This is a genomic window from Parasphingorhabdus sp., from assembly GCF_059726685.1.
Genome location: NZ_AP041068.1, coordinates 1,332,556 through 1,357,470 on the forward strand (window position 1 = coordinate 1,332,556; position 24,915 = coordinate 1,357,470).

General features: G+C 54.6%; 28 protein-coding genes. 15 read left to right on the forward strand and 13 right to left on the reverse strand.

Features of this window, described 5'->3' with window-relative positions:
• Positions 1-31: 31 nt before the first annotated feature.
• The 3 genes from AC6I9Z_RS06630 to AC6I9Z_RS06640 are packed head-to-tail and all read left to right on the forward strand — an operon-like array spanning position 32 to position 1,646.
• On the forward strand, positions 32-457 hold the full coding sequence (locus tag AC6I9Z_RS06630; RefSeq protein ID WP_461454516.1) for a hypothetical protein: 426 nt from the start codon (positions 32-34) through the stop codon (positions 455-457).
• A 35-nt stretch (positions 458-492) separates the two neighbouring features.
• Positions 493-945 carry a hypothetical protein gene (locus AC6I9Z_RS06635; RefSeq protein ID WP_461454518.1) on the forward strand — a complete coding sequence of 151 codons (453 nt, stop codon included), beginning with the start codon at positions 493-495 and terminating at the stop codon, positions 943-945.
• A complete protein-coding gene (locus AC6I9Z_RS06640) occupies positions 942-1,646 on the forward strand; it encodes a ribonuclease T2 family protein (protein WP_461454520.1) in 705 nt (234 codons plus the stop codon). Before AC6I9Z_RS06635 ends, AC6I9Z_RS06640 begins: the two co-directional genes overlap by 4 nt.
• Before the next feature lie 207 nt (positions 1,647-1,853).
• On the opposite strand, the gene AC6I9Z_RS06645 is transcribed toward AC6I9Z_RS06640, so the two are convergent.
• From AC6I9Z_RS06645 to AC6I9Z_RS06655, 3 genes are read right to left on the reverse strand one after another with little or no spacing between them, the layout of a single operon-like run.
• Positions 1,854-2,276 (reverse strand): DUF4112 domain-containing protein, encoded by a 423-nt coding sequence (locus AC6I9Z_RS06645; protein ID WP_461454522.1) that lies wholly within the window; start codon positions 2,274-2,276, stop codon positions 1,854-1,856.
• A 32-nt stretch (positions 2,277-2,308) separates the two neighbouring features.
• The gene (locus AC6I9Z_RS06650) at positions 2,309-3,826 is read right to left on the reverse strand and encodes an ABC transporter substrate-binding protein (protein WP_461454524.1); all 1,518 of its coding nucleotides are present in this window, start codon (positions 3,824-3,826) and stop codon (positions 2,309-2,311) included.
• Positions 3,823-5,295, reverse strand: a complete 1,473-nt coding sequence (locus AC6I9Z_RS06655) for a peptide ABC transporter substrate-binding protein (protein ID WP_461454526.1) — start codon at positions 5,293-5,295, stop codon at positions 3,823-3,825. The genes AC6I9Z_RS06650 and AC6I9Z_RS06655 overlap by 4 nt, the downstream gene beginning before the upstream one ends.
• 150 nt (positions 5,296-5,445) lie before the next feature.
• Between AC6I9Z_RS06655 and AC6I9Z_RS06660 the strand changes: the two genes are divergently transcribed.
• Positions 5,446-6,630 carry an acyl-CoA dehydrogenase family protein gene (locus tag AC6I9Z_RS06660; RefSeq protein ID WP_461454528.1) on the forward strand — a complete coding sequence of 395 codons (1,185 nt, stop codon included), beginning with the start codon at positions 5,446-5,448 and terminating at the stop codon, positions 6,628-6,630.
• A gap of 44 nt (positions 6,631-6,674) precedes the next feature.
• Here the strand turns inward: AC6I9Z_RS06660 and AC6I9Z_RS06665 are convergent, their stop codons facing one another.
• The 10 genes from AC6I9Z_RS06665 to AC6I9Z_RS06710 all read right to left on the reverse strand — a co-directional run bounded on the left by AC6I9Z_RS06665 (position 6,675) and on the right by AC6I9Z_RS06710 (position 17,300).
• Positions 6,675-7,913 (reverse strand): dicarboxylate/amino acid:cation symporter, encoded by a 1,239-nt coding sequence (locus AC6I9Z_RS06665; RefSeq protein WP_461456867.1) that lies wholly within the window; start codon positions 7,911-7,913, stop codon positions 6,675-6,677.
• Between the two features lie 75 nt (positions 7,914-7,988).
• Entirely contained in the window at positions 7,989-9,788 is a 1,800-nt protein-coding gene (locus tag AC6I9Z_RS06670) for an SLC13 family permease (RefSeq protein WP_461454530.1), read from the reverse strand.
• A gap of 11 nt (positions 9,789-9,799) precedes the next feature.
• Positions 9,800-10,867 (reverse strand): chorismate synthase, encoded by a 1,068-nt coding sequence (aroC, locus tag AC6I9Z_RS06675; RefSeq protein WP_461454532.1) that lies wholly within the window; start codon positions 10,865-10,867, stop codon positions 9,800-9,802.
• A gap of 32 nt (positions 10,868-10,899) precedes the next feature.
• Positions 10,900-11,400 carry a GNAT family N-acetyltransferase gene (locus AC6I9Z_RS06680; RefSeq protein WP_461454534.1) on the reverse strand — a complete coding sequence of 167 codons (501 nt, stop codon included), beginning with the start codon at positions 11,398-11,400 and terminating at the stop codon, positions 10,900-10,902.
• Complete coding sequence (gene fabI, locus AC6I9Z_RS06685; RefSeq protein ID WP_461454536.1) at positions 11,400-12,203, reverse strand: enoyl-ACP reductase FabI; 804 nt, start codon at positions 12,201-12,203, stop codon at positions 11,400-11,402. The genes AC6I9Z_RS06680 and fabI overlap by 1 nt, the downstream gene beginning before the upstream one ends.
• Before the next feature lie 80 nt (positions 12,204-12,283).
• Positions 12,284-13,228 (reverse strand): YihY/virulence factor BrkB family protein, encoded by a 945-nt coding sequence (locus AC6I9Z_RS06690; RefSeq protein ID WP_461454538.1) that lies wholly within the window; start codon positions 13,226-13,228, stop codon positions 12,284-12,286.
• 18 nt (positions 13,229-13,246) lie between these two features.
• Positions 13,247-14,167 carry a DnaJ C-terminal domain-containing protein gene (locus AC6I9Z_RS06695; protein WP_461454540.1) on the reverse strand — a complete coding sequence of 307 codons (921 nt, stop codon included), beginning with the start codon at positions 14,165-14,167 and terminating at the stop codon, positions 13,247-13,249.
• Between the two features lie 70 nt (positions 14,168-14,237).
• The gene (locus tag AC6I9Z_RS06700; RefSeq protein ID WP_461454542.1) at positions 14,238-14,705 is read right to left on the reverse strand and encodes an ABA4-like family protein; all 468 of its coding nucleotides are present in this window, start codon (positions 14,703-14,705) and stop codon (positions 14,238-14,240) included.
• A gap of 82 nt (positions 14,706-14,787) precedes the next feature.
• Positions 14,788-16,368, reverse strand: coding sequence for an L-aspartate oxidase (gene nadB / locus AC6I9Z_RS06705; RefSeq protein WP_461454544.1), 1,581 nt, complete (start codon positions 16,366-16,368; stop codon positions 14,788-14,790).
• On the reverse strand, positions 16,365-17,300 hold the full coding sequence (locus tag AC6I9Z_RS06710; RefSeq protein ID WP_461454546.1) for an ABC transporter ATP-binding protein: 936 nt from the start codon (positions 17,298-17,300) through the stop codon (positions 16,365-16,367). Before AC6I9Z_RS06710 ends, nadB begins: the two co-directional genes overlap by 4 nt.
• Positions 17,301-17,445: 145 nt before the next feature.
• Between AC6I9Z_RS06710 and AC6I9Z_RS06715 the strand changes: the two genes are divergently transcribed.
• The 11 genes from AC6I9Z_RS06715 to AC6I9Z_RS06765 all read left to right on the forward strand — a co-directional run bounded on the left by AC6I9Z_RS06715 (position 17,446) and on the right by AC6I9Z_RS06765 (position 24,876).
• Positions 17,446-17,982, forward strand: coding sequence for a DUF4402 domain-containing protein (locus tag AC6I9Z_RS06715; protein WP_461454548.1), 537 nt, complete (start codon positions 17,446-17,448; stop codon positions 17,980-17,982).
• A gap of 83 nt (positions 17,983-18,065) precedes the next feature.
• A complete protein-coding gene (locus AC6I9Z_RS06720) occupies positions 18,066-18,608 on the forward strand; it encodes a DUF4402 domain-containing protein (RefSeq protein WP_461454550.1) in 543 nt (180 codons plus the stop codon).
• A gap of 65 nt (positions 18,609-18,673) precedes the next feature.
• Positions 18,674-18,886 carry a zinc-finger domain-containing protein gene (locus AC6I9Z_RS06725; protein WP_461454552.1) on the forward strand — a complete coding sequence of 71 codons (213 nt, stop codon included), beginning with the start codon at positions 18,674-18,676 and terminating at the stop codon, positions 18,884-18,886.
• 49 nt (positions 18,887-18,935) lie between these two features.
• Complete coding sequence (gene tldD, locus AC6I9Z_RS06730; protein ID WP_461454554.1) at positions 18,936-20,366, forward strand: metalloprotease TldD; 1,431 nt, start codon at positions 18,936-18,938, stop codon at positions 20,364-20,366.
• Complete coding sequence (locus AC6I9Z_RS06735) at positions 20,366-20,911, forward strand: DUF924 family protein (RefSeq protein WP_461454556.1); 546 nt, start codon at positions 20,366-20,368, stop codon at positions 20,909-20,911. Before tldD ends, AC6I9Z_RS06735 begins: the two co-directional genes overlap by 1 nt.
• Before the next feature lie 10 nt (positions 20,912-20,921).
• The gene (locus tag AC6I9Z_RS06740) at positions 20,922-21,425 is read left to right on the forward strand and encodes a CPBP family glutamic-type intramembrane protease (RefSeq protein ID WP_461454558.1); all 504 of its coding nucleotides are present in this window, start codon (positions 20,922-20,924) and stop codon (positions 21,423-21,425) included.
• A gap of 13 nt (positions 21,426-21,438) precedes the next feature.
• Positions 21,439-21,999, forward strand: coding sequence for a pyridoxamine 5'-phosphate oxidase family protein (locus AC6I9Z_RS06745; RefSeq protein WP_461454560.1), 561 nt, complete (start codon positions 21,439-21,441; stop codon positions 21,997-21,999).
• Between the two features lie 3 nt (positions 22,000-22,002).
• Positions 22,003-22,215, forward strand: a complete 213-nt coding sequence (locus AC6I9Z_RS06750; RefSeq protein WP_108810891.1) for a putative signal transducing protein — start codon at positions 22,003-22,005, stop codon at positions 22,213-22,215.
• Positions 22,212-23,030 (forward strand): patatin-like phospholipase family protein, encoded by an 819-nt coding sequence (locus AC6I9Z_RS06755; RefSeq protein WP_461454562.1) that lies wholly within the window; start codon positions 22,212-22,214, stop codon positions 23,028-23,030. Before AC6I9Z_RS06750 ends, AC6I9Z_RS06755 begins: the two co-directional genes overlap by 4 nt.
• 140 nt (positions 23,031-23,170) lie before the next feature.
• Complete coding sequence (locus tag AC6I9Z_RS06760; RefSeq protein WP_109355376.1) at positions 23,171-23,509, forward strand: P-II family nitrogen regulator; 339 nt, start codon at positions 23,171-23,173, stop codon at positions 23,507-23,509.
• Positions 23,510-23,541: 32 nt separating this feature from the next.
• Positions 23,542-24,876: an ammonium transporter gene (locus AC6I9Z_RS06765; protein ID WP_461454564.1), complete on the forward strand. Its 1,335-nt coding sequence runs from the start codon at positions 23,542-23,544 to the stop codon at positions 24,874-24,876.
• Positions 24,877-24,915: the final 39 nt, after the last annotated feature.

Genomic DNA, 24,915 nt, shown 5'->3' on the forward strand with positions numbered 1-24,915 from the left:
GTTCGGGGCTTCTTTGGCAAGGGAGACCATCATGCGACCAACATCGATCATTCGGTTTGAACAGCTGTTCCTGACATCTCTGGCGATCGGGCTGATTAACGTCTTTCTGACCTGGGACACGACAATGGCCACTATTCAGGCGGACCCGAATTCTGCCGCTTTGGGGCCTAACTTTGCTTATATCACAACCGCTTTTGGTTTCGGAATCAACATATTGCTCTGGTATCTGGTGGCTCGGAAAGCCGTTGGTTTTGTGAAATGGATATTGCTGGTGCTGATAGTTATCGGGCTTTTGGCATTGCCTTCCTCCTTCGCCATATTACCGCCGCTTAATCTGGCCATCGCTCTGATTCTGACGGTCATGCAGGCGATAGCGGTCTATATGCTGTTCCGGCCGGACTCAAAAAGATGGTTCGCCGGGGAAAAGACCGTCGATCTGGAAAAGACCTTTGAATAGGGCCGCGTGCCGATGCGATCAGGCCTTTGGTTGAGATGAAAAGGCTACGTCCACAATCAATCCTCTGGTTTGAGAGACTGTTTCTCGCATCAGTTCTCAGCGCAACAGTTGATCTGTATGTACACTGGGATGACTATGCACTGGACGCAGAGTTTGATGCTGAAACGCGGCTGATTGTTGTTGTTGTGATAATGCTGGGCACAGTTGTGAGCTATGCTGTCCAGATCAGTTTGTGGTACTTTGTTGCCCATCGCGCGAGCAATATCGCGCGATGGATACTGGTGGTGATAACGGTCCTGTCGCTATTGGGAATCGCGATATATTTTGAAGGTTATTCCAGTACGGAAAAGTTTTTCGTCGTTGCGACCCAGTCCCTGGCTGTTTTGGCTGTTTTGTGCATGTTCATTGGCGGATCACCGGAATGGTTCCGCACGAAAGGCGCGATTATTGGCAATCAGGCCGAAAATTTATCGGACGTGTTCAAATGAAAGCCTTTTTCCCTCTGATTTTTCTTGTTTCACCGGCCTTGGTCCAAGCCCAATCCTACCAATGCCGCGCTCCGTCGCTGACTGATCCAGCGGCACCAGCGCGCAAGCCAGCCGATGAACCGCGGCGGCTTACACCGATATCCGGCTATACGCTGGCGATGAGCTGGTCACCTGAATTTTGCCGTCTGCGCAAGGATGATCGGCGTCACAAATCCCAATGCAGCGGTGATGACGGCAGTTTCGGCTTCATCCTGCATGGCTTGTGGCCAGATGCGCAGGGGGCTAGTTATCCGCAATGGTGCCGGGCGACCAAGGCGTTGCCGCCGGCAATTGTGAAACGCAATTTCTGCATGATACCTGCGCCGCGTCTGGCAGCACGGCAATGGGCAAAACATGGTAGCTGCATGGCACAGCGACCGGAAACTTACTTCCGGATTTCGCGGATCATGTTTGGCGCGGTGGAGTTTCCCAATATGGACCGGCTGTCGCGCAAACCACTGACCGCGGGCGCGCTGCGCAATGCTTTTGCAGCCGCTAACGATGGGCTGGGTTCGGATATGATACGGCTTAAGATCAACCAGCGCGGCTGGTTGGAAGAAGTGCGATTATGTCTGGGCAAAAGCTTTCGGCCCCGGCGCTGCCCACGAAATATGAGCGCAGTTGGTGATGACATGCCAGTCAAGATATGGCGCGGCGCTTAGCAGGTTGGGGGCATATCCGCTTTCCTACAAAGCACGCGTTGTGATAGCTCTATAACAAGCTGTTGTTCAGTATTGCATATGGAATGACAGATCTTTTCCGCGTGCACGGGGCGTGAGAATTATGTGAACTTTGCAGTTAAATTGCCTCGCAAAAATAGCTCAAAGGACATTGTGCACATTGTAAACTTCGCCGCGCAAATTTTGCGTTTAACCCTCCAGAGTGCGCGTGCCCGGATGATGTTTGTCGAGATGTTTGCGCACTATCCGTAAATTTCGGGTGTTGGAGCGCCAGAGAAAGTCGAAAACGTCACCTGCTAACGGAATAGCGCCCAGCGCAGTATCTATCCCGACATTGGTCGCCATGCGCGTCAACTGCCATTTGGACATGCCCAGATTACGGGCTTCCCAGACGATGTAAGCGCCCATCACGGCGGTAACGATATCGCCGACTATCGGGATCAGACCGACGAGCGAATCAAGGCCGATAGGCTTATTTATGCCCGGAACGATAAAAGCCCTTTCAAGCACCTTTTCCATGGCTTCGACGCGGTTACGAACGGCCTGCGGATCACGGCTGACATCGGGCAATTGTTCGGCCAAGCGTTTCAACTGTTCTTCCGAAATCGCCATGCGCCCTCCCGCTATCTTACTGGTGTTCATGTTTAAGATATAGGAATACCAACCAGCGGATTCAATGGATGCCAGCCACGGGGGTTGACCGCAAAGCCGCGCTGGCCGGGCCGACTGATCGACCAGCGAACCGGTACGGCCAGAGGAACGAAGTTGTAATGCTGGACGAGAAGGACTTCGGCTTCGGCGTAGAGCCTGGCCTTGATCTCCAGATTAGTCGCTGCATTGGCCTCGGCAATTTTTGCATCGGCGTCGTTCAAGCAAACCGGCGTTTCGGCACATGTCAGACGGGATAGAAACCAGTGCGCACTGTCATAGGGAGCAATTTCATCGATCAAGCCGACATCAGCATCTTCGCCCAGAGCAACCTTGCGGGCATCTAGGCCGACGCGTCGCAAATCTGACTGAATGCGCAGGAATAATATGTCCGCGCCCGCAGCATCGGGGATGGCGATGGCCAAGGGAAGAACAGGCCCTTCCAGCGCCTCCCATCGCCGTACATGCTCGCGCACGAATGCCTGTCGGTCTTGCATGGACATATCCGCCCATTCCGGCCGTGCGTTGATGCCGGTGGCATTTAATGCATCCGGAATGATCTTTTGACGGCTTTGCCAAGCGGTCACCTTAGGGAAAGATGTCAACAGAGCGGGGCGATCAATGGCCATGGAGAGTACTTCCCGGTTGTCGGGCAACGACCAAAATCCGTTCATCCTCAGAAATTTGAGGCCGAACAGGCCGGCAACGGGATTAAGCCGCATGTCATTGCTGCTGACACCTGCTTCATCCACCAGTGGTAGATGATGAAATTGCCCGTTCAGGACCAGATCCGTGTAGCCTGCAGTATAGCGGGCTAGGGCCTTTGCGGCACTTTCGCTGCGCAGCGTAACTCGCCGTGGGTCGTCAGAGGGCTCGTTTTCCTGCGTTTCCTCATTTCCTTCCTCCCCGTTTTCATCTGACGCGACCTGGTTGAATATCCCCAATGTGTACGCACGATTACTGTCCAGCTCACTCATCGGCCCGGCGCCATGGCCCGAGCGAAACAAACCCATTTCCGGTTGCGCCATAAGCTGAAGAAAGTTCGGGCTGGGAGCGTTGAGCCTAATCTCTATTACGCGGCCGGTCATAGAGATAATCTCGTCTATGACCTGGAGATCTTTGCCCAATCTACTCGGCTGGAGTTCGGTGACACGTTCGCGGAGCAGCGTCGCTATCCGTTCGGAGGTAACCTGACGGCCATCATCCCATTTCGCTTCGTTGAGGCGAAAAATGTAACTGAGGCCGTCATCCGTCACTATCCAGCGGGCAGCGAGAGCCGGCACAACCCGGCCCTGTTCATCAAAAGTGACCAAGCCTCTTGCGATAGCCGCACGCGCGGTTGCAGATGCATAATTCAGTCTGATCCCGACGGGTTTGATGACGGGTTCACCGTCCTCGATAACCGTAACCCGCGCGCGGTCTTCATCTCCCGCGACGCTGCAGGATGCAAGAGCGAGCGATCCCGCGAGGAGAGCGGCAAAGACTTTGAACCAAGAGTACCGATTATGACTCATTTTTTTCTTATACGCAGAGTCCGGCTGGGATGCACATTGGAAATGTTATCCTGCCATCCCTCAATCCGTTCGCTGACAAGAGAGCGGGTCACGTAAAAATAGAGCGGTAATATCGGCATATCATTGATCAATATTTCGTCCGCTCTGCGCATAAGTGCATTTCTCTCGTCCGGATTGGCCGTTCTGATCGCGCGCGCTACAATCGCATCATAAGCCGGGTTATCATATCCCGAATAATTGCCGGAACCGTTGGCGGCTTGATGTACTGTCAGGAAATTTTCGGCAATTGGCAAATCAGCAATCCAGCCAGACCGTGCCAGCGTAAAATCGTGGCTTCTGAGCGCAGCGAAATGAAGTGCCGCTTCGCTGTTGAAGAGGCTGGCTTGCACATTCAGGGGTTTCCACATCGCGGCCAGCGCCACGGATACACGGCGATGTTCGGCGGAACTGTTGAACCGGACTTCAAATTTCAACGGATTGGTAGAATTGTAACCCGCTGCCTCTAGTAGTGTTCGCGCAGTGGCGAGGCGCCTTTCGCGAGGCCACTCGGCCCACACGGGCTTTGCACTGACGCTTCCGGTCAGATCAGCTGGCAACAGATTCCACGCCGGTACATTGCCAATGCCTATCACTTTGTCGGCGATCCATGCTCTTTCCACTGCCATCGACAGGGCAGTTCGAACACGGCTGTCATTAAAGGGTGCCTTGCGGTTGTTAAATGCAAAATAGTAGTTGCCGAGATAGGGTATGCTGCGCGCCAGACCGGGATGGTTTTCGTTCAGCCATTGATGTCGGCTCGCCGGATAATCGGCAGCGATATCGGCACCGCCTGCCAGGATGAGCCGCATAGCGGACAGGCTGTCATCCATCGGTTTCCATATGATGCTTGGCGTGGGTGCCGGCTCGTCATGCCATTCAGGATTGCGTATCATGCGCGCATGATCGTTCAATTTCCAGGTCGCGAGTTGATAGGGACCGCTGGTGACCATGGGGCGCTCGCTGGTCCACTTGTCACCTTTCTGTTCGACCAGGTGCAGTGGCAAGGCCGCTATCGCCGGATGAGCCAACAGAACCGGCAGAGAAGGGGCGGGTGCGCGCAGTGTCACTATAACCGTGGAATCGCCATCCGCTGCAACGGCTGTGATATTTTCAAACAGGGCTTTCGTGGGCGAGGCAGTCTCGGAAGCCTGCAGGCGACCCCATATCCGGGGGAAAAGGGCCGCATTAAAGACAGTGCCATCAGAAAATCGCAGGCCACCGCGGAGCTGGAAGCTCCACCGCAATCCGTCCTCTGAAACAGTCCAGCTTTCCGCCAGTCCCGGTTCTGCATCACCAGCGGCGTTTAGCCGTGTCAGCCCTTCAAACTGATCGGATGCTACGCGCAGCGATGACAGGTCAGAGATTTTCTGTGGATCGAGGCCTTTTATCTCTGAATCGGACAACCGGACAATTTGATCTTGTCCAGGCATGATATCCGCATTGTCCCGGCTGCCGCATCCGGCCAGAAAAAGGATAAACCCCAAAAAAGCGAGTAAGCGCATTCCACTACCAGTAAATGTTTTTACTGGATGGACAAATAGTAACTCTTATGGTCACGCTAGTTTTTTGGAGATTCTCAGATGGCCGGTTTACAATATGATATCAGCGGAATTGGCGGCGACACCGGCGCGGCATTGTTATCGCTTCTGCCGGAAATCGCGGATCGGGCGGCGGAAACCGAAGAAGCCCGCCGCCTTCCGGCTGATCTGGCACAGAAAATGGCTGCTGCTGGTGCGTTTAACCTCTCCAAGCCGTCATCACTGGGCGGATTGCAATTGCCGCCGCTGGAATTCATGCAGTTGATCGAAACGATTGCGGAAGCCGACGCCAGCGCGGGCTGGTGCGCGATGATTGCGGTTACCTCGACTCTCGGCGCAGCTTATCTGGACCAAACACCGGCCAGGGATATTTTTGGGCCGGATGATGTGATTACCGGCGGTGTTTTTGCTCCGATGGGTAAAGCAGAAGATATGGGTGATCATTATCTGCTTTCCGGTCAGTGGCAATGGGGATCGGGTTCGGCCAATTGCAGCTGGCTTGGCGGCGGCGCAATGATCACCAAAGATGGCGATCTGCAGAAATTCGATAATGGCGCGCCTTATCATCGCATGCTGTTCTTTCCGGTGAGCGAAGTGACCTTTATCGACAGCTGGCATGTCGCCGGCATGAAAGGGACTGGCTCCGGTGATTTCAGCGTGGAGAATATCAAGGTACCAAAGGACCGCTCCGTGTCCTTTATAGCGGATCGTCCTCGCGATAGCGGTGCACTCTACAAATTTCCCCTGTTTGGTTTATTGGCATTGGGTGTTTCCTCTGTTGCTCTGGGCAATGCCCGGGCGGCGTTGGAAGAAATACGGTTGCTGGCGACTAACAAGAAAACACCAGGCGGTGGTCGCAGCATGGCACAGCGGGCTACCGTTCAGGCTGATATTGCCCGCGCTGCGGCACAGTTGGGCGGCGCGTTCAGTTTTCTGGAAGATGCCGTCGGAAAATCCTGGAAAGAAGCGCAGGGAAATGGGGATATTTCGGCGGAAGCCCGGGCCAATTTGCGGTTGGCCTGTGCTCATGCGACGGAGACATCAGCCGAGGTCTGCAAAGTCGCCTACACATTGGGCGGCGGCGGTGCAGTCTATTCCACTAGCAGTCTTCAACGCCGCTTCCGCGATGCTCATGTGGCCACCCAGCATATTGCCACGGCGCCCGCCGTGTTCGAGCTCGCCGGGCGTGTTTTGCTGGATCAGCCTGTTGATATGGCGATGTTATGATGCCGGTCTGAGATCAGTTTTCCATTTGGATCGCCTTTGCGACCTTAGACATCGTCCGCAGAAATCATTTCCTCGACATCGATCTCGCCGGTCATCACGGCCACCGTTGTCGCGATGGCTGCATCGCCTGATACATTGGTTGTCGTGCGCATCATGTCCATGATCCGGTCAACACCAGCAACAAAAGCGATGGTTTCAAGCGGAACGCCGACACTACCGAACACGAGCGCCATCATGATCAGGCCGGCACCAGGAATGCCTGCTGCACCGATTGCGCCGAGTGTAGAGGTGATGGCGATGAGCACATAGTCGCCGAAGCTGAGGTCCACGCCGAAAATCTGTGCGCCGAACAAGGTCGCCAACCCCAGATACATGGCGGTGCCGTTCATGTTGATCGTCGCGCCCAGCGAAACGACAAAACTGGCCACTGAGTTGCTGACACCCAGATTGCGTTCCACGCAGCGCAAGGTCACCGGCAGGGTCGCGTTGGACGAGGCCGTCGAATAGCTGACCGCAATTGCGTCAATAATACCGCGGAAGAAATCGATCACCGGCAGCTTGGCAACAAATTTGATCATTGCAGAATACATGACACCAATGATCAGCAAGCAGCCGAGATAGTTGAGGCCGACAAGCTGCGCCAGCGAGATAAGAGCATCGGGACCCAATGTACCGGCGACCCATGCCATCAGGGCAAAGACGCCAAAGGGCGTCAGTTCCATGACGATCATTGTGACCTTTTGCATGACGATGGCGCCACTGTCGAAAATCTTGGCAAGCGGTTTCCCGTCTTCCTTGGCCATTAAAATGCCGATACCGATTAGCAGCGCGAATACGATCAACGGCAAAACCCGCACATCGGCCATGACCTGTACTGGACTGTCGGGAACGATCGAGAGGATCATATCAACAGCGGTGGTTTCATTGGGAGCAGGCGTTTCACCTTTCTGGATGGCTGTGGTGTCGACACCTTTGCCGGGCGCAAAAAACGTGCCCAATGCCAGACCAAGCCATGCCGCAATCTGGCCGGTTATGATGAATAATAACATGGCGCGGCCGCCAACACTGCCCAGTTTTCTGAGGTCGCCAAGCGCGGCGACACCTGCAACAAGCGAGAAGAAGATCAAGGGAACGACCAGCATCTTGATCGCCTTGATGAAAAAATCGCCGATCCATTTAATGGTTTCTGATTCCGGCCCCCAGATCAAACCGGTGATAACACCAAGAACCAGAGCTGCGATAACCCGCTGCCAAAGCGGTATTTTGAACCAGAATGACAGCATGTCACCACCCCTATTGATATTTTGCATCAACCTATCGTCGCAACCCGGCTACGGCAAGCGATTAGCGGCAAGTTGTCACATCGTGAAACTGATCGCCAGACAAGTGGCCAGCCCGACCCCAAAGGTGAGCGGGATGCCGGCCTTGAAGAAGTCTGTGAACCGGTAGTTGCCTGCTGCATAGACCAAAGTGTTGGTTTGATAACCAATTGGCGTTGCGAAGCTGGCGGAGGCAGCGAACATCACTGCGATTACCAGCGGTCTTGGGTCCACGCCCAGATCCTGACCGAGCGCTATCACTATCGGTGTGATGATAATCGCAACGGCATTGTTCGTGACAATTTCTGTCATGAATACTGACAATACATAGATCGCAAAGACCAACGCCCATGGCGGTAGATCGCGCAGCCAAGGCGTAAGCTGATTGACGATTAAATCGACGCTGCCAGCCTGTTGCAGGCCAAGGCCGACCGCCAGCATCCCGAAAATCAGTACCAGGACATTGCCATCAATCGACCCCCAGGCTTCCTCTGCATCAATACAGCGCGCCAGCAGGATCGCGCCCACGGCCAATATGGCAGCTACCGCGAGAGGAATGATGTTAAGCGCGGCGAGGGCAACCACAGCGACCAAAGCGCCAATCGCAATCGGAGCCCGATCCCGGCGAAAAGCACGGATTTTGGTCTGACCCACACCAAAGAGGTTGGGGTTTTCATACATCCGTTGAATATCCTTGCTCGATCCGGTGACGAGCAAACGATCAGCGGCATGGATGCGGGCATTGGTAAGGTCCGATCGCGGCAAATTACGGTAGCGGGTCATGCCCAATATGCGGACGTTCAGCTGCCCAAGAAACGGAATGTCGAACAGGCGGTTGCCGATACTGGGGTGACCTGGGGCAACTGTTGCTTCCACCAGTTCCTCACCCAGTGGCCCAACATCGCCAGACCGTACAATGCCGATTTTAAAGTCTTCTGAGGATCGCAGCGATATCAGTTCAGCGAGATCAAGCCGGACGACGATGCGATCACCAGCGCGCAATTCATGATGGTCGAGATCATGGCGGATATAGCTGCTTAGCCGTTTCACTGCGGAAACATTCACACTGGTCCGGCGAATAATCGGAACTTCCGAGAGCATTTTGCCGATCGCTGTTGATCGATTGCGGACAGTCAATTCGGTGAGAAAATCACTCTCATCGCTGCTCGAAAATTCCCCGCTTGCTTCACCTTTTGGAAGCAGCCAGCTGCTGAACAAAACCATCATGATGGTACCGGCAACGGCGGCAACCAGGCCATAAGGCGTAATTTCAAAAATGCCGAAGCCATCCATTCCGGTGTCACGGGCAACAGCATCAACAATCAGATTGGTAGATGTGCCGATCAGAGTAGTGGTGCCACCCAATATGCAAATGAAGCTCAAAGGGATAAGCAGCTTTTTGGAGGATATGCCGGTGGCGCGGGACAGGCGAATGATAATGGGGATCAGTACCAGCACAACCGGCGTATTATTCATGAAGGCAGAAGCGACAAATGCACCGAGGAACATCTCGACAACCGCCAGTTTGGGATGCTTTTTGGCGCGTTCGATAATGAAACCGGCGATCGCGTCAATCGTGCCCGTTCTCAGCAGCGCGCCGGAGAGAATGAACATGGCGGCAATAGTGATCGGCGCGGTGTTCGAAAAGACCGAGAATAGACCGTCTGAATCGATGATGCCCAGAAAGAGAAAGGTGCAGGCTCCCAGTACGGCCACCACCGCCGCGGGAAAACGTTCCATGATAAAGCCGGCGAACAGAAACCCCAATATGACAAGACCGATTATCGCTTTATGCGCCTGAATATAGTCATCTATGACATGAAGGACGAGGTCGATCATCTACTCTATGCTCATCCGCATTGTGCTCTGTGCAGCATTTTTTGATCTGCGAGCACCAAGGCCATCATGGCTTCTACAACAGGTACGCCGCGTATACCGACACAGGGGTCGTGCCGGCCTTTTGTTGTGATTTCAGTCGCTTCGCCATCGCGGGTGATGGTCTCGACCGGTGTCAGGATAGAGCTGGTTGGCTTGAACGCGACGCGACAGAAAACAGGCTGTCCGGTGGAGATCCCGCCAGCGGTTCCGCCTGCATGGTTGGATGCAAACCGTGGGCCTTTATTTCCAGGGCGCATCGCATCAGCATTATCTTCGCCGCGTAGGCGTGCAGCGGCAAAGCCGTCGCCAATCTCCACACCTTTGGTGGCGTTTATGGTCATCATCGCTGCGGCGATTTCGCTGTCCAGTTTTGCATAGACCGGTGCCCCCCATCCGGCAGGAACGCCGGTTGCCTCACAAGCGATGATTGCGCCAAGGCTGCTGCCATCCTTGCGTGCGCCATCGACCAAGGCTTCCCACCGTTTGGCAGCCTTTGCATCGGGACAGAAAAACGGATTATTGCTAATTTCATTGGCGTCAAAATTCGCCATATCAATTGCATCGCCGCCAATTTCGGCAACCCATGCGCGAACCGATACTTCCGGAATGGCAAGACGGGCGACTGCGCCAGCGGCCACACGCGCCGCTGTTTCGCGCGCGCTTGACCGGCCTCCGCCGCGATAATCACGAAAGCCATATTTGGCATCATATGCATAATCGGCATGGCCGGGGCGATAGGCTTTGGCGACTTCGCTATAATCCTTGGACCGCTGGTCGACATTCTCGATCATCAGCGAAATCGGCGTGCCTGTGGTTTTGCCTTCGAATACGCCGGACAGTATTCTCACCTGATCGGGTTCCTGCCGCTGCGTGGTATATTTGGATTGGCCGGGCCGCCGGGCATCCAGAAACGGCTGGATGTCCGCTTCGCTCAGTTCCAGTCCCGGAGGACAGCCATCAACGACCGCGCCCAGCGCAGGCCCATGACTTTCCCCCCAGGTGGAAAAGCGAAATACGCGGCCGAAACTGTTAAAACTCATATACCCTCATTTATTGGCCCACTTTTTTGTTTTTACAGGCGACCAAAGGCGGGCGCATATTCTGCTCGCCCTGACTGCGGCTTTTGGGCCGTCTCGTCAAGCCAGAGTGCTTGAAAATACGGACCGGCAAAAGGCGAGGTAAATGGCTTTGCATCATCGACAGAAAAGCCGAAGCGTGAATAGTAGCGGGGGTTTCCAAGCAATATGATCAACTGCCAGCCCTGCGATTGCGCCCAACGGATGGCAGCTTGGACAAGCTGTGATCCTATACCTTCATGCTGACGATTGGGCGCGACAGCAACTGGCCCTAGGCCCAATGCCTTGATCGGCTGGTCGTCGGCTGCGGTATCCATGGGACTAAGGGCTATGTGGCCGATTATCGCACCATCCTCCTCGGCTACCAGAGAGAAGTATAGATCACCATCTTCCCGCAGCATTTCGACAAGCCGTGCTTCAGCATCAGTTGCAAAAGCGGCTGCGTTTACAGCAAAGATGGATTTCTCGTCGCCAGGCTGCTCCGCTCTTAAAGGCATCAATCCAGCGCGATATCCGGCGCATCTTCCTGTTTCATTCCGATGGTGTGATAGCCCGCATCGACATGATGCGTCTCGCCAGTCACTCCTGAGGACAGATCGGACAGGAAATAGAGCGCGGAAGATCCGACATCATCAATCGTCACATTGCGGCGCATAGGGGAGTTTAGTTCATTCCATTTCAGGATATAACGGAAATCCCCGATGCCGGATGCGGCAAGGGTCTTGATCGGTCCGGCAGAAATCGCATTCACCCGGATACCATCTGGGCCAACATCATTGGCAAGATATTGCACCGATGTTTCCAGCGCCGCTTTGGCCACGCCCATGACGTTATAGTGCGGGATAACCTTTTCCGCGCCGTAGTAGGATAATGTGAGCATAGAGCCGCCGGGATTCATCATCGCGGCAGCACGCTTGGCAACGGCGGTAAAGCTGTAGACGCTGATATTCATCGTCATCAGAAAATCATCGAGGGTCACGTCAAAATATTTGCCGCGCAGAGCTTCTTTATTGGTGAAGCCGATAGCGTGGACCACAAAGTCAATCGTAGGCCATTTTTCGGCCAGTTCGGCGAAAGTTTTGTCGAGCTGGTCCATATCCGACACATCGCAATCGAGCAGAAAATCGCAGCCCAGTTCTTCGGCCAGCGGTTTGACACGCTTGGCCATGACTTCACCCTGATAGCTTATCGCTAGTTCGGCCCCTGCTTCAGAAAGCTTTTTTGCAATGCCCCAGGCCAGCGACTTGTTGTTCGCCAGCCCCATGATCAGGCCGCGTTTGCCCTTCATCAGTTCATTCATTGCGAGTCCTTTTCAAATGTAAAATTTGCTTCTCAATAGCGCTCATGCCGCTGATATTCCAGAAAATCATCATCCGGCGATTATAAATCCGGTTCTTCATGCTGCGGTCGGTCGGCCAGCGCGGCATTGAGTTCGGAACCGATCACCATTCCCAGACCAATGAGATAAAAGAAAATCAGCGTGATCATAACACCGGCAAGGCTGCCATAGGTGAGCTGGTAGTTGGCTGCATATTTCAGGAAGAGCGGCAAAAAGCCGGTAATAAGCAGCCACCAGCCGCTGATGAACACTGCGCCCGGCCATTTGGGATAGGCACGCGGCCGATATTGGCGGGGCGTGAGAAGTCGGAACAACAGATAGAGCGTGATAAACAGGATCAAAAAGGGCAGGGCGCTGGACAGCGAAAACCACGTCGTACTTTCGGCGAGATCAGGGAAATATCCACCAAGAAACTCGCTGATCGCTGCCACAACAAACTGCGCACTGAGCGCAAGCATCGCGAAAAACACCGACAGGATGATGAGACCGATGGAAGTCAAGCGATATTCCCAAAAAGCCCGCTGAGCCGTTACACCATAAGCGCGGTGCAGGATTTCGCGGATGGTTTCGATCAGGCTTGCCGTGGTCCACAGGCCAACTGCGGCGCTGAACCACAATAAAGGCCCGGTTCGCGCGCCCATCGCATCCTGTATAGGATCGTGCAACGCGTCGGCAACCGAAGGCGGAACGGTCCTTAGAAACGCTTCGACAAAATCAATGCCGATGGCGGTCTGGCCGATGCTGCCAGCAATGGCGGCTGCGACGATGAAGAAGGAAAATACGGCCAATAGCGCAAGATAGGCAAAATTCCCGGCGAAAGTGAAGCCGTCGGTATAGACCCCCACCGCCGTCCGCTCGATGACGGAAACAACCCGGCGCAGTAAATGGCCTTCTGCTAGTGCTTTTGCCGCTCGCTCACTTTTACGCCCCGGCCGCGATGGCTCCTCTCGCCGTGCTTCGGGGGAAAGAGGCGAAGGGTCAGACATGACGCCGTTCAGCCAAAATCACACACCCATATCTGCGCGCGGGTTTTCGTCATTTTCCCAGTCTTTCACAAACTCTGCCAGCTTTGAATCATCTTTCGGCAATGTGATCATCAATGTCACCAGATGGTCACCGCGACCACCGGATTTCTTGTGAAAGCCCTTATTCTTTAGACGCAGCGTCTTACCAGAGTCAGAGCCAGCGGGAATGGAAAGGATGACCGGACCATCTACGGTTGGCACCTTGATTTTGGCCCCTTCAACCGCTTCCTTCAGACTGATCGGCAGCTCCAGTTTCACATTGTCGCCATCACGCTCGTAAAAGGGGTGGCTGTTGATATGGATGGTCACAATGGCATCACCATTGCCACCGGGGCCTTGCCGCCCCTTGCCGCCAAGCCGCATTTGCGTACCTTCCTCAACGCCTTTCGGCAGGCTGAGGTCAATGGTCTTGCCGTCTTCCAGAGTTATCCGCTGTTTTTCAAGCGTTGCGGCTGCAATGAACTCGACTTTCAATCGATAGGAAACATTGGCCCCTTTGGGTGGTGGCGCACTGCGTTGGCGAGAGCCGAACGGGCTGGAACTGCGTCCGCCGCCGCCAAACAACCCTTCAAATATGTCACCAAAATCCGCGCCGCCATTGCCGAAATCAAATTGCTGCCCCCCGGCGCCGCGTGAATAGGTGCCGCCGGGCCCGCCGCCGAAGCCAAAACCCGCAGGATTGCCATCAGCATCAATCTCTCCGCGATCAAATTGCGCGCGCTTGTCCTTGTCCAGCAGCAGATCATAGGCCTTGGTGACGTCGGAAAACCTTTCCGTTGCCTTGGGATTGTCCTTGTTGCGGTCAGGATGCAGCTCTTTGGCAAGCTTGCGATAGGCGCTCTTAATCTCCTTCTCGCTTGCGCCCTTGGCCACGCCCAATGCCTGATACGGATCTGCCATTACTTACCCTTTTCAATTCCTTATCTCTATCAAGATTGGAACCATATGCTGCTATTTCAACTTCAGTGTCTTATTGAGGTACTACGGCATCCGCAACTCTATTATGACGCGAGAAACGCAGCAAAAGATAGAGGATTAGCCCCAAAGGCCCCAACATCAATACGAAAAACAATATGGGAACCTGAATCCAGCGGGCAAATCCGTATTTATCCGCGTTGCGGGCAACCCACGTGCCGACGAACAGATCGAAAGCAAGAAAATGGATCCAGCCAATGGTCGCGCCGCCATCACTGGACAAAAGGGCTTGCACACCGGCCAAACTGCTGAAATTTCCTTCACTGCTGCCACCTTCTATCATGCCAGTCATCAGCGGGATGACGATAAGAGCGTAAGTCAGTGCAAGTAAGCTTACCCCGCCATAGAAGACGCCCTTCATCACTATATCTCCGCCAAAATATTGACGCGGCGCAAAGGCGAGGATCAGCCACATGAGCAAGGCCCAATTATTGCTTACGGTAAAGACTAGTTCCCAGTTCATGATATGCATCCCCCTTTGTGCGATGGGGGAGGGGATTAGCATGAAAAACAGCACAGGGCTATTTCATGTGCTGTCGCGGGTTTTAAGGAGCCAGAACCGTATCCTCAGCCTTTGGCAACAGGTCTGGATAGTCGGTAATATAATGTAATCCTCGGCTTTCCTTGCGAGCGAGCGCCGATTTGACGATCAGATCAGCCACCTCAATCAGGTTGCGTAGCTCGATCAAATCCTGGGTCACCCGGAAATGGCCGTAATATTCCTCAACCTCGCCGCGCAGCAGGTCGATGCGGTGCTGGGCGCGCTCCAGACGCTTGGTGGTGCGCACGATGCCGACATAATTCCACATGAAGCGGCGGATTTCCGTCCATGTCTGCTTGATGACAACTTCTTCATCACTGTCCGTAACGCGGCTTTCATCCCACGGACGGATTGCTGGCGGTTCGGGCATGTCATTCCAATGCGCCGCGATATCGCGGGCGGCGGCGTCGCCGAAGACGAAACATTCAAGCAAGCTGTTGGAAGCGAGGCGATTGGCGCCATGGAGCCCGCTTTCACTGGCTTCACCGGCGGCATAAAGGCCGGGCAGATCAGTGCGGCCGTTGAGGTCAATCAATATCCCGCCGCAGGTATAGTGCTGCGCAGGGACGACCGGGATCGGTCCGGTGGTCATATCAATGCCTAACCCGATCAGCTTATCATAGATGTTCGGAAAATGGCCTTTCACAAATTCCGGGGTTTCGTGGCTGATATCCAGATGGACATAGTCGAGGCCAAATTGCTTGATTTCCGCGTCATTGGCGCGCGCAACAATGTCCCGGGGTGCCAGTTCCATTCGCTTGCTGTCGTAAAACTCCATGAAACGCTTGCCGGTTCGCGGGTTGAGCAAATGGCCGCCTTCGCCGCGCACGGCCTCGGTAATCAGGAAATTTTTGACTTCGAGATTGTAGAGGCAGGTCGGGTGGAATTGCATCATTTCCATATTGGAAACCCGGGCACCAGCGCGCCAGGCCATAGCAATACCATCGCCGGTTGCGCCGCGCGGAGCAGTGGAGAACAGATAAGTTCGGCCAGCGCCGCCGCTCGCCATGATTGTGGCACGCGATGTCAGCGTTTCGACGCGGCCGGTTGCATTGTTCAGCGCGTAAACGCCCCAGACATTTTTCGCACCGGTCGATGTCTCGGCATGCCGGTCGGCAATCAGGTCAATCGCCACCATATGCGGCTGCATGGTGATATTGGGATGGGCGGCGGCCGTTTTCTGTAGCGCTTCCTGCACCGCCCAGCCGGTAGCGTCATCGACATGGACAATCCGGCGGTGGCTATGGCCGCCTTCGCGGGTGAGGTGCAAAACTTCCGCTTCCTTGTTGAACGGCACCCCCATTTCTTCCAACCGTTCGATGGCGGCGGGGGCATTTTCAACAACAAACTCAACTGTTTCGCGGCGGTTCAGCCCGGCACCTGCCACCATCGTGTCATCGATATGATTTGCAAATGTGTCGCCGGCATCAAGTACAGCGGCAATGCCGCCCTGTGCCCAGGCGGTTGAGCCACCTGCAAGATCGCCCTTGGCAAGCACAAGAACCTTGTGCGTCCGCGCCAGGGTAATGGCAGCACTCAGTCCGGCCGCGCCAGAGCCGACGATGATAACATCAAAATTGCTCATGCGGCTTTGCGCGTCAAGTTCAGGAACACGTCTTCCAGATCCGCTTCCCGCGTCGTGACATCGACGATCTGATAGCCACGTTTCTGCACAGCCTGCATCACGCCGCCGGCATTGGTACGGTCCTTGTTATAGGTCACGGCAACCGTGCGCGGACCGATAATGTCGGCTTTCAAAAACTGATCATCGGCAAAGGTAACTGCATCGGATTCTTCGGAAATATCCCGGTCCAGGGTCAGTTCAACCAGCTTTTCCCGGGCCATGTCTACCAGCTCCGGAGTTGTCTTGAGCGCAATCAGCTTGCCATGATTGATAATCGCAATCCGGTCACAGAGATTTTCCGCCTCTTCCAGATAATGCGTGGTCAGAACGATGGTCACGCCGGATGCATTGAGCTGCTCGACATATTCCCAAAGCTGCTGACGCAATTCGATATCCACGCCGGCCGTGGGCTCGTCCAGAACCAGTATCGGCGGAGAATGGACCATTGCCTTGGCCACCAGCAGGCGGCGCTTCATGCCGCCGGATAATGTGCGCGAATAGGCATTGGCCTTGTCTTCCAGATGAACGGCGCGCAGCAATTCCATCGTTCGGCGTTCGGATTTCTTGATTCCGTAAAGCCCCGCTACAACCTCCAGCGATTCCGCCGGTGTGAAAAAGGGATCAAACATGATCTCCTGAGGCACAATACCTATGGATGCCTTGGCATTGCGATGGTCTGCATCAATATCAAAGCCCCAGATATTGGCGGTGCCCCCGCTTTTGCTGACCATACCGGACAAGATGTTGATTAGCGTGGATTTTCCCGCGCCGTTCGGGCCCAAAAGCCCGAAAATTTCTCCCCGTTTCACGTCAAAAGTGACGTCATCCAGCGCTTTTTTACCGCCAGCATAGGTTTTGGAGAGATGTTGGATGGATATAGCAGCTTCGGTCATGGCAACCGCATAACCATCTTGCCCCCCACAATCAAAGGCTTTGCATCAAACAGGATACAGAATGTGACAGCGTTTAACGAAAAATTAGGCATGATATTAAACAGATTTTTGTGCTGTTGCCGCTAGTTGGGGCAATGTGGAACAAATGAGGGACCAGAAACGGACGTTTAAGTCCGGACTTGCGCGTGCGGCAATCATGCTGTGCGTCCTGCCTTTTATTGGGCTGGCTGGACCCGTGCAGGCGCAATCGGCCAGCGGTGAAGCCATGGCCACCCTCAATACAGCGATAACGATCACCAAAAACGCGGACCTCGATTTTGGTGATTTTATTCCGGGCACAAGTAATAGTCTTTTCCGGCTTAATCCAAGAAACGGCAATCTCAATCAACGAAGCGGTGATGCAATCGCTATTGGTGGAGGACATCAGGCCGCATCGTTCACTGTAACCGGCACGCCATCGCTGCGGGTTCGTATTACCCGCGGCCAGAATCGAATTTTTCTGGTGCGTGATGGCGGGACGGAAACCATGCGGATCAACCGGTTCCGGTTCAATGGACGGCGGCGGTTTCTGGATGCGAGCGGAGAAGCGACTTATCTTGTCGGCGGCCAGATCAGGGTGGGACCCAATCAGGTCGCGGGAACCTATCGCGGGACGTTTAACGTGACGGTGGATTATCAGTAATTGAAGCAGTTGGCAGCCGGATTGATGGGGATCAGTCGGGATGCATAGAAAATATTTAGAATTTGTGGGTAGTGAGTAAAAAGATGACCAGAGACCAGATTATTTCGCGGCTGATTGGCTGCATGTTGACCCTGCTTGCAGGGATAACAATGGCGCCTGCGGCTCTTGCACAAACGGCTGACGCCGATGCCAGAGCGGTAACAATTGGCCCGCTTTCCGTTGTCAATATTGCCGACCTGGAATTTGGCAGGATCATTCCATCACCTGCCGCCGGTACCGTGTTTATGGATACGCGCAATGGCAACCGCACAAGCAACGGCGGTGTTACACTTGCCGGAGGCCCTTCGGGACGCGGTAATTTCATTATTTATGGCGGGCCGAACCAGATCGTTGAGGTGTCCATTCCCGGCACCATGACGGTGACGCATACCAACGGCTCTGACAATATGAACATTGACCAGATGGCAATTGGCAATGGAAACCGGAATTTCGGTACCTTTGTCCGCGGTTTTTTAGGTACGCTTGGTATATATCAGCTGACTGTTGGCGGGCGTCTCAATGTCGATGCTGATCAGGAAGCGGGCGTCTACACCGGTACATTCACGATGACGGTCGATTATCTCTAGACAGTCGGGTCGAAAGACTGCGGTAATATATTGCGCCAGCGAGTGACTGTTGCTAATCGCGCGACATGAACGACGCACCTGAAATTGTCCGCACGTCCAAAAAACGCAATGCCTGTGACGGCGCATCGGATATCCCCGGTGGCGCGGCGCTGGGCCATCCCCGCGTCTGGCTGGAAATAGATGAAAAAGGCTATGTCGATTGCGGCTATTGCGATCGGCGGTTCATCTTGATCGGCGGACCGGCCGATGTTTCTGCAGAAGCGGCTTCAGGCGAATAATCTGACCTAAGGGGGTGCGCAGCTCCGATTTCGTTTCTATATAGTGGAAATGATGAAAAATTTGGACCCTCGCTCGTTTCTCTATCGCCCGGACGGATTGGACCCTGAAAGGGCCAAGGCCCTTGTCGCGGGCAGCCTTTCCGCCTGCGATGACGGAGAACTTTACCTGCAATATAGCGCGGTGGAGAGTTTCGGTTTTGACGATGGCCGCCTGAAGACCGCTGACTATAGCACCGACAGCGGCTTTGGCCTGCGCGGTGTATCTGGCGAAATGACCGGGTTCTCCCATAGTAACGAGATTAGCGAAGCGGCGATCAAGCGCGCAGCTCAAACCCTGCAATTGCTGGACCCGGCCAAGGGTGCTCCGGCCCCGCCGCCGCGTGGTTCCAACCAGCATCTTTATGGCGAAGCGAATCCGCTGGAAGCCATTCCGTTCGCGAAGAAAGTAGCCTTGTGTCAAGAAATTGACGCTGCGGCGCGCGCCCGTGATCCGCGCGTTGCGCAGGTATCTGTTGGTCTGTCCGGCAGCTGGAGCGTGGTCGAAATTGTTCGTCCCGATGGCTTTGTGGCAACCGATGTGCGGCCGCTGGTGCGGCTAAATGTCTCTATTGTCGCCGAACAAAATGGCCGCCGCGAAACCGGCAGCTTTGGCATGGGTGGGCGTTATCTCTATGACCAGCTGTTTGAGGAAGCGCGCTGGAACCGCGCCGTTGATGAGGCATTGAACCAAGCGCTGATCAATCTTGAAAGCGTTGATGCTCCTGCAGGTGAACAGACGGTTCTGCTTGGCCCGGGCTGGCCCGGCATCATCTTGCATGAAGCTATTGGGCATGGCCTGGAAGGCGATTTCAACCGCAAGGGTACGAGCGCCTTTTCCGGTCGGATCGGTGAGCGGGTGGCTGCACCGGGCGTCACTGTTGTGGACGATGGCTCGATCAATGAGCGGCGCGGATCGCTGAGCATTGATGACGAAGGCACGCCAACGCAGGAAAATGTCCTGATCGAGGATGGCATATTGAAATGTTACATGCAGGACCGGCTAAACGCGCGCCTCATGGGCGTTCCCGCAACCGGCAATGGTCGCCGTGAAAGCTATGCCCATGCGCCGATGCCGCGGATGACCAACACGTTTATGCGGGGCGGCAAGGATGATCCCGACGAGCTTATGGGCCGCGTGAAAAACGGCATCTACGCCAAGAGCTTCGGCGGCGGGCAGGTGGATATCGTCTCCGGCAAATTCGTCTTCTCCTGCACCGAAGCCTACAAGATCGAAAATGGCAAACTGGGCGCGCCGATAAAAGGGGCGACGCTGATCGGTGATGGTCCGACTGCGCTGACCAAGGTGACCGGTATCGGCAATGATATGGCGCTGGACGAAGGCATCGGCGTGTGCGGCAAGGGGGGGCAATCTGTGCCTGCTGGCGTTGGACAGCCAACGTTGCTGGTTGATGGCTTGACGGTTGGGGGAACGGCGGCCTGATGGCCAATAGTTGGTCATCAGAAATCCTTCATTTCTGGTTTGAAGAGCTTGGCCCCGATGACTGGTTCGGCTCCGGCGCTCAGGTTGATGAGCAAATAACCGAACGCTTTGCGGAGCTGTGGGAAGAGCAAAAGACCAGGGTTGCGGCAGATTTTCTGGCAACCCCAGAAGCAGCCCTTGCTGCGATAATATTGTTCGACCAGTTTCCGCGAAACATGTTTCGGGACAGTGCAGAGGCCTTTGCTACCGATCATCTGGCGCTGCAAATCGCCAAAAAGGCGGCTGATGGGGAATTGGATCATCAGTTGACCGAAGACCAAAGGATGTTTGTCTACATGCCTTTCATGCATAGTGAGGAGCTTGAGGATCAGACCCGCTCACTGGGCCTGTTTACGGCTTTGGGGATTGAGAATAATATCAAATTTGCGAAAGCGCATCGTGATGTAATCGTCAAATTTGGTCGCTTCCCCCATCGTAACAAAGTGCTGGGCCGGGAAACGCGTCCCGATGAACAGGTCGCGATTGATGAAGGTTCCAGTTGGTAGGACAGGCTTTGTGCGGATAATATTTCAAGAAACATGGACCGCACTCAAGACCTGGCCTGAGGCGAAACAGTGGATGGTCGCTCTGCGCCTGGCGGTTCCCACGCTGGCGATTATTGCCTTCATCGGATTTTTGGGCGGTTGGGCCTATTGGTATCCGGTAGATCGCTGGCAAGAGGCTGTCAGTGCCGTATTTATTGCGTTTTTGATTTCCGCCATTCCCACCGAATTGGTGTTCCGCGGAGTTCTGTTGTCGGCACTTGCAAAATTCAGTCCGCGCTGGGGGGCTTGGCTGTCCACTTTGATGTTTGCTTTCTTCTACCCGGTTTACGCGACAATCAACCAGACCAAATGGAATGATATGCTCGCGATGCCTTCGTTTTGCTTTGCCATGGTGATTTTTGGTATTACCCTGTCTCACATCCGCATTGTTTCGCGGTCGTTATGGCCAGTGATAGTGATACACGGCGTCGCAGCTTTGGTATGGATGTTGGCGCTAGGACGACAGTTCAACTGAACAGGAAGAGATTATGGCTGAATTTTTTGATGCACTGAATGATGATCACACCGCTTTTATCGCGAAGCAGCCGGTATTCTTTGTAGCTACGGCAGCGCCTGATGCGCGGATCAACCTCTCGCCCAAAGGTTATGATGCCTTTCGTGTTCTCAGACCAAAGCGCGTTGCTTATCTCGACCTTGCCGGATCCGGCAATGAAACCCATGCGCATCTGATTGCTGATGGCCGGGTTACCATCATGTTCAACAATTTTGCCAATCCTGCGCTGATCATGCGGCTTTATGGCACCGGTAAACCCGTGCTGCCACAGGATGATGGTTGGGAAGAGCTTGCTGCTCATTTCGAGATATTGCCAGGGACGCGGCAGATATTCGATATCACCGTGGACAATGTGCAAACCAGCTGCGGCTGGGGCGTGCCGCAGATGGAATTGAAGGCGGAGCGTGAAACTCTGGTCAAATATCATCGCCAGTCTGATCCGGAAAAATGGATGGAGAAGACAGCAGGGCGCGTGCAGAGCATTGACGGCCTGCCAACCCGTGCGACCGACCGCTATCTGAGCGGGAATGGCTAGCTCATGAGCCTGGTTGAACTGTCCCGCCATATGCATGGCTACGAAGCGGAGATCATTCGCGGCCGGTTGGAAGCGGCCGGTATTGGGGCGGTCTGTTTTGACAGCGGCGTAAATATTGTCGAAGGCGCGGGGATTGCACTGCCTGCACGCGTGATGGTGCTGAAAGAGGATCTGGATGAAGCCAAGGCGGTGCTGGCAGAGGATGTTTCGCTGTGAAGCTGTCCCTTGCCTTGGGCGGCGGCGCAGGTTTGGGCTGGACCCATATCGGTGTGCTGCGCGCGATTGAGGATTCACCTTTGGAGATAGCGGCCATATCCGGCACGTCCATCGGTGCGATCACTGGTGCCAGCTTTGCGGCCGGAAAACTGGATTATCTCGAAGAGACCGCGCGCACGGCCAATTTGCGAACATTGATCCGTTTCATGGACCCGCATTTCAAACGCGGCGCGGTCATGGGCGCGCGGATGATCGAGAAAGAGCTGGAAGAACAGCTTGGCAGCCTTACTTTTTCCGACTTGTCTATTCCCGTGGCTGCCGTCGCGGCGGACCTTAGAACTGGCGATACCATCATCATGAACAGCGGTAAGCTGGTCCCGGCCATCCGTGCCTCCATGTCTTTGCCGGGAATTTTCAAGCCGGTGGAATATGACGGCCGTCTGCTTGTCGATGGCGGTGCGGCGCTGCCCGTGCCCGTGTCTCCAGCGCGCGATATGGCGCCTGATGCCCTGTGCCTGTCCGTCAACCTGCAGGATGACTTTATCAACCGCGCGGAAATGGCGGGGATCAGCCGGGATGATGGCAAATATCCCAATAGCATTGCGATTGTGAAGGCCTCTATCGGTCTGTCTCTGCGCAATCTGGGGCGCTATTCGCTGGCGCTCGACCCGCCGGATTTTTCACTATCCCCGCCTGTCGGCCATATCGACATGCAGAATTTCACCAAGGCTGAAGAGTTGATCGAAATCGGCCACCGGGAGACCGCAGCGATCATTCCCGACATATTGGCGAGAACAGAAAAAGGTGCTGCCTAAAATTTAGGCAGCACTGCTGCGCTGCACAATATTTACACTTTCTTCAGAGTTCGAGAATCAGTTTTTTGTTTGAATCCAGTGGTTTGTGATTCTGGCACGCGCTTTGCGATTATGACTTCCGTAACAAAAAAGGGGGCATAATGAAATTTATCGTTGCCATAATAAAGCCATTCAAACTCGATGATGTGCGGGATGCGCTGACGGAAGTCGGCGTCGCGGGCATGACTGTGTCTGAAGTAAAGGGCTTTGGCCGTCAAAAAGGACAGACCGAGGTTTATCGCGGGGCTGAATATACCACCAATATGGTTCCGAAAGTGAAGCTGGAAATTGCTTGCGGCAGCGACGTAGCCGCGCAGGCGATCGAAGCCATCCAGAGCGCAGCGGGCACTGAATCCATCGGTGATGGAAAGATATTCGTCATGGGGCTGGAAAATGCCGTTCGTATTCGCACCGGCGAAACCGGCGATACTGCGATTTAAACAGGCCAGATTTAGACAGGGAAGCGTATATAATGAGAAAAATTCTAACACTATCTGCGGGATTGGTAGCCATGGGGATGGCATCGCCCGCGTTGGCACAGGAAGCAGCCGAAGTGGCTGATCCGAGCGCCAATGTCGCCTATATTTTCAACACGCTGCTCTTTTTGATCGGCGGTTTTCTGGTCATGTGGATGGCCGCAGGCTTTGCGATGCTTGAGGCCGGGCTGGTACGCTCGAAAAATGTCTCCATGCAGTGCTTGAAAAATATCAGTTTGTATTCGCTTGCCGGGATCATGTTCTGGGTCACAGGTTATAACCTGATGTACACGGATGTGACGAGCTGGATCGGAACTTTCGGCCCCTATGGGATGCAGGCCGTGGGTGAAGCGGATGTCGAAACGGGTTACTCCGTCGCATCGGACTGGTTCTTCCAGATGGTATTCTGCGCGACAACAGCCTCGATCGTTTCGGGCACCATTGCAGAACGCGTAAAATTCTGGCCCTTCATGATCTTTGTCCTGATACTTACCGGCTTTATCTATCCGATTACCGGTAGCTGGGAATGGGGTACAGGCTGGCTTGATCAGCGCGGCTTCAGTGACTTTGCCGGATCTACGCTGGTCCACTCTGTCGGCGGCTGGGCGGCATTGGCTGGTGCGCTTATCATCGGTCCCCGTCTCGGACGCTATGTGAATGGTAAGCTCACGGTGATGCCGGGTTCCAATATTCCGCTTGCTACACTGGGTACTTTCATCCTGTGGCTCGGCTGGTTTGGTTTCAACGGTGCGTCACAGCTTGCCATGGGCACTATTGGTGATGTCAGCGATGTGTCCAAGATTTTCGTGAACACCAACATGGCTGCTGCTGGCGGCGTGGTGACCGCGATTATCCTGACGCAGATCCTCTATAAGAAGATTGATGTCACCATGGCGCTGAACGGCGCGCTGGCTGGCCTGGTGTCGATCACGGCGGAGCCACTTACGCCGTCCGTTCCGGCTTCGATCCTTATCGGTAGTGTTGGCGGCCTGATTGTAGTGTTCGCAGTGCCACTGCTCGACAAGCTGAAAATTGACGATGTCGTGGGCGCTATTCCTGTCCACCTCCTGGCCGGTATCTGGGGCACGTTGATCGTTGCCTGGAACACCCAGTCAGAAGTTGACGGTGTTACGCTGAGCGTAGGCGAGCAACTGGGCGTACAGGCTCTGGGCGTGGTGTCGATCGGTGCCTTCACCTTCGTGCTTAGCGCCATCGTCTGGACTATTTTGAAATTCACCATTGGTGTTCGTCCTTCAGAAGAAGACGAGCGACTGGGTATGGATATCGCAGAAGTCGGTGTCGAAGCTTACCCGGAATTCGCCAAAGGTTAAAAAGTTTGGTGCCGACCATCTCCTCCCAAAACTGAGGTC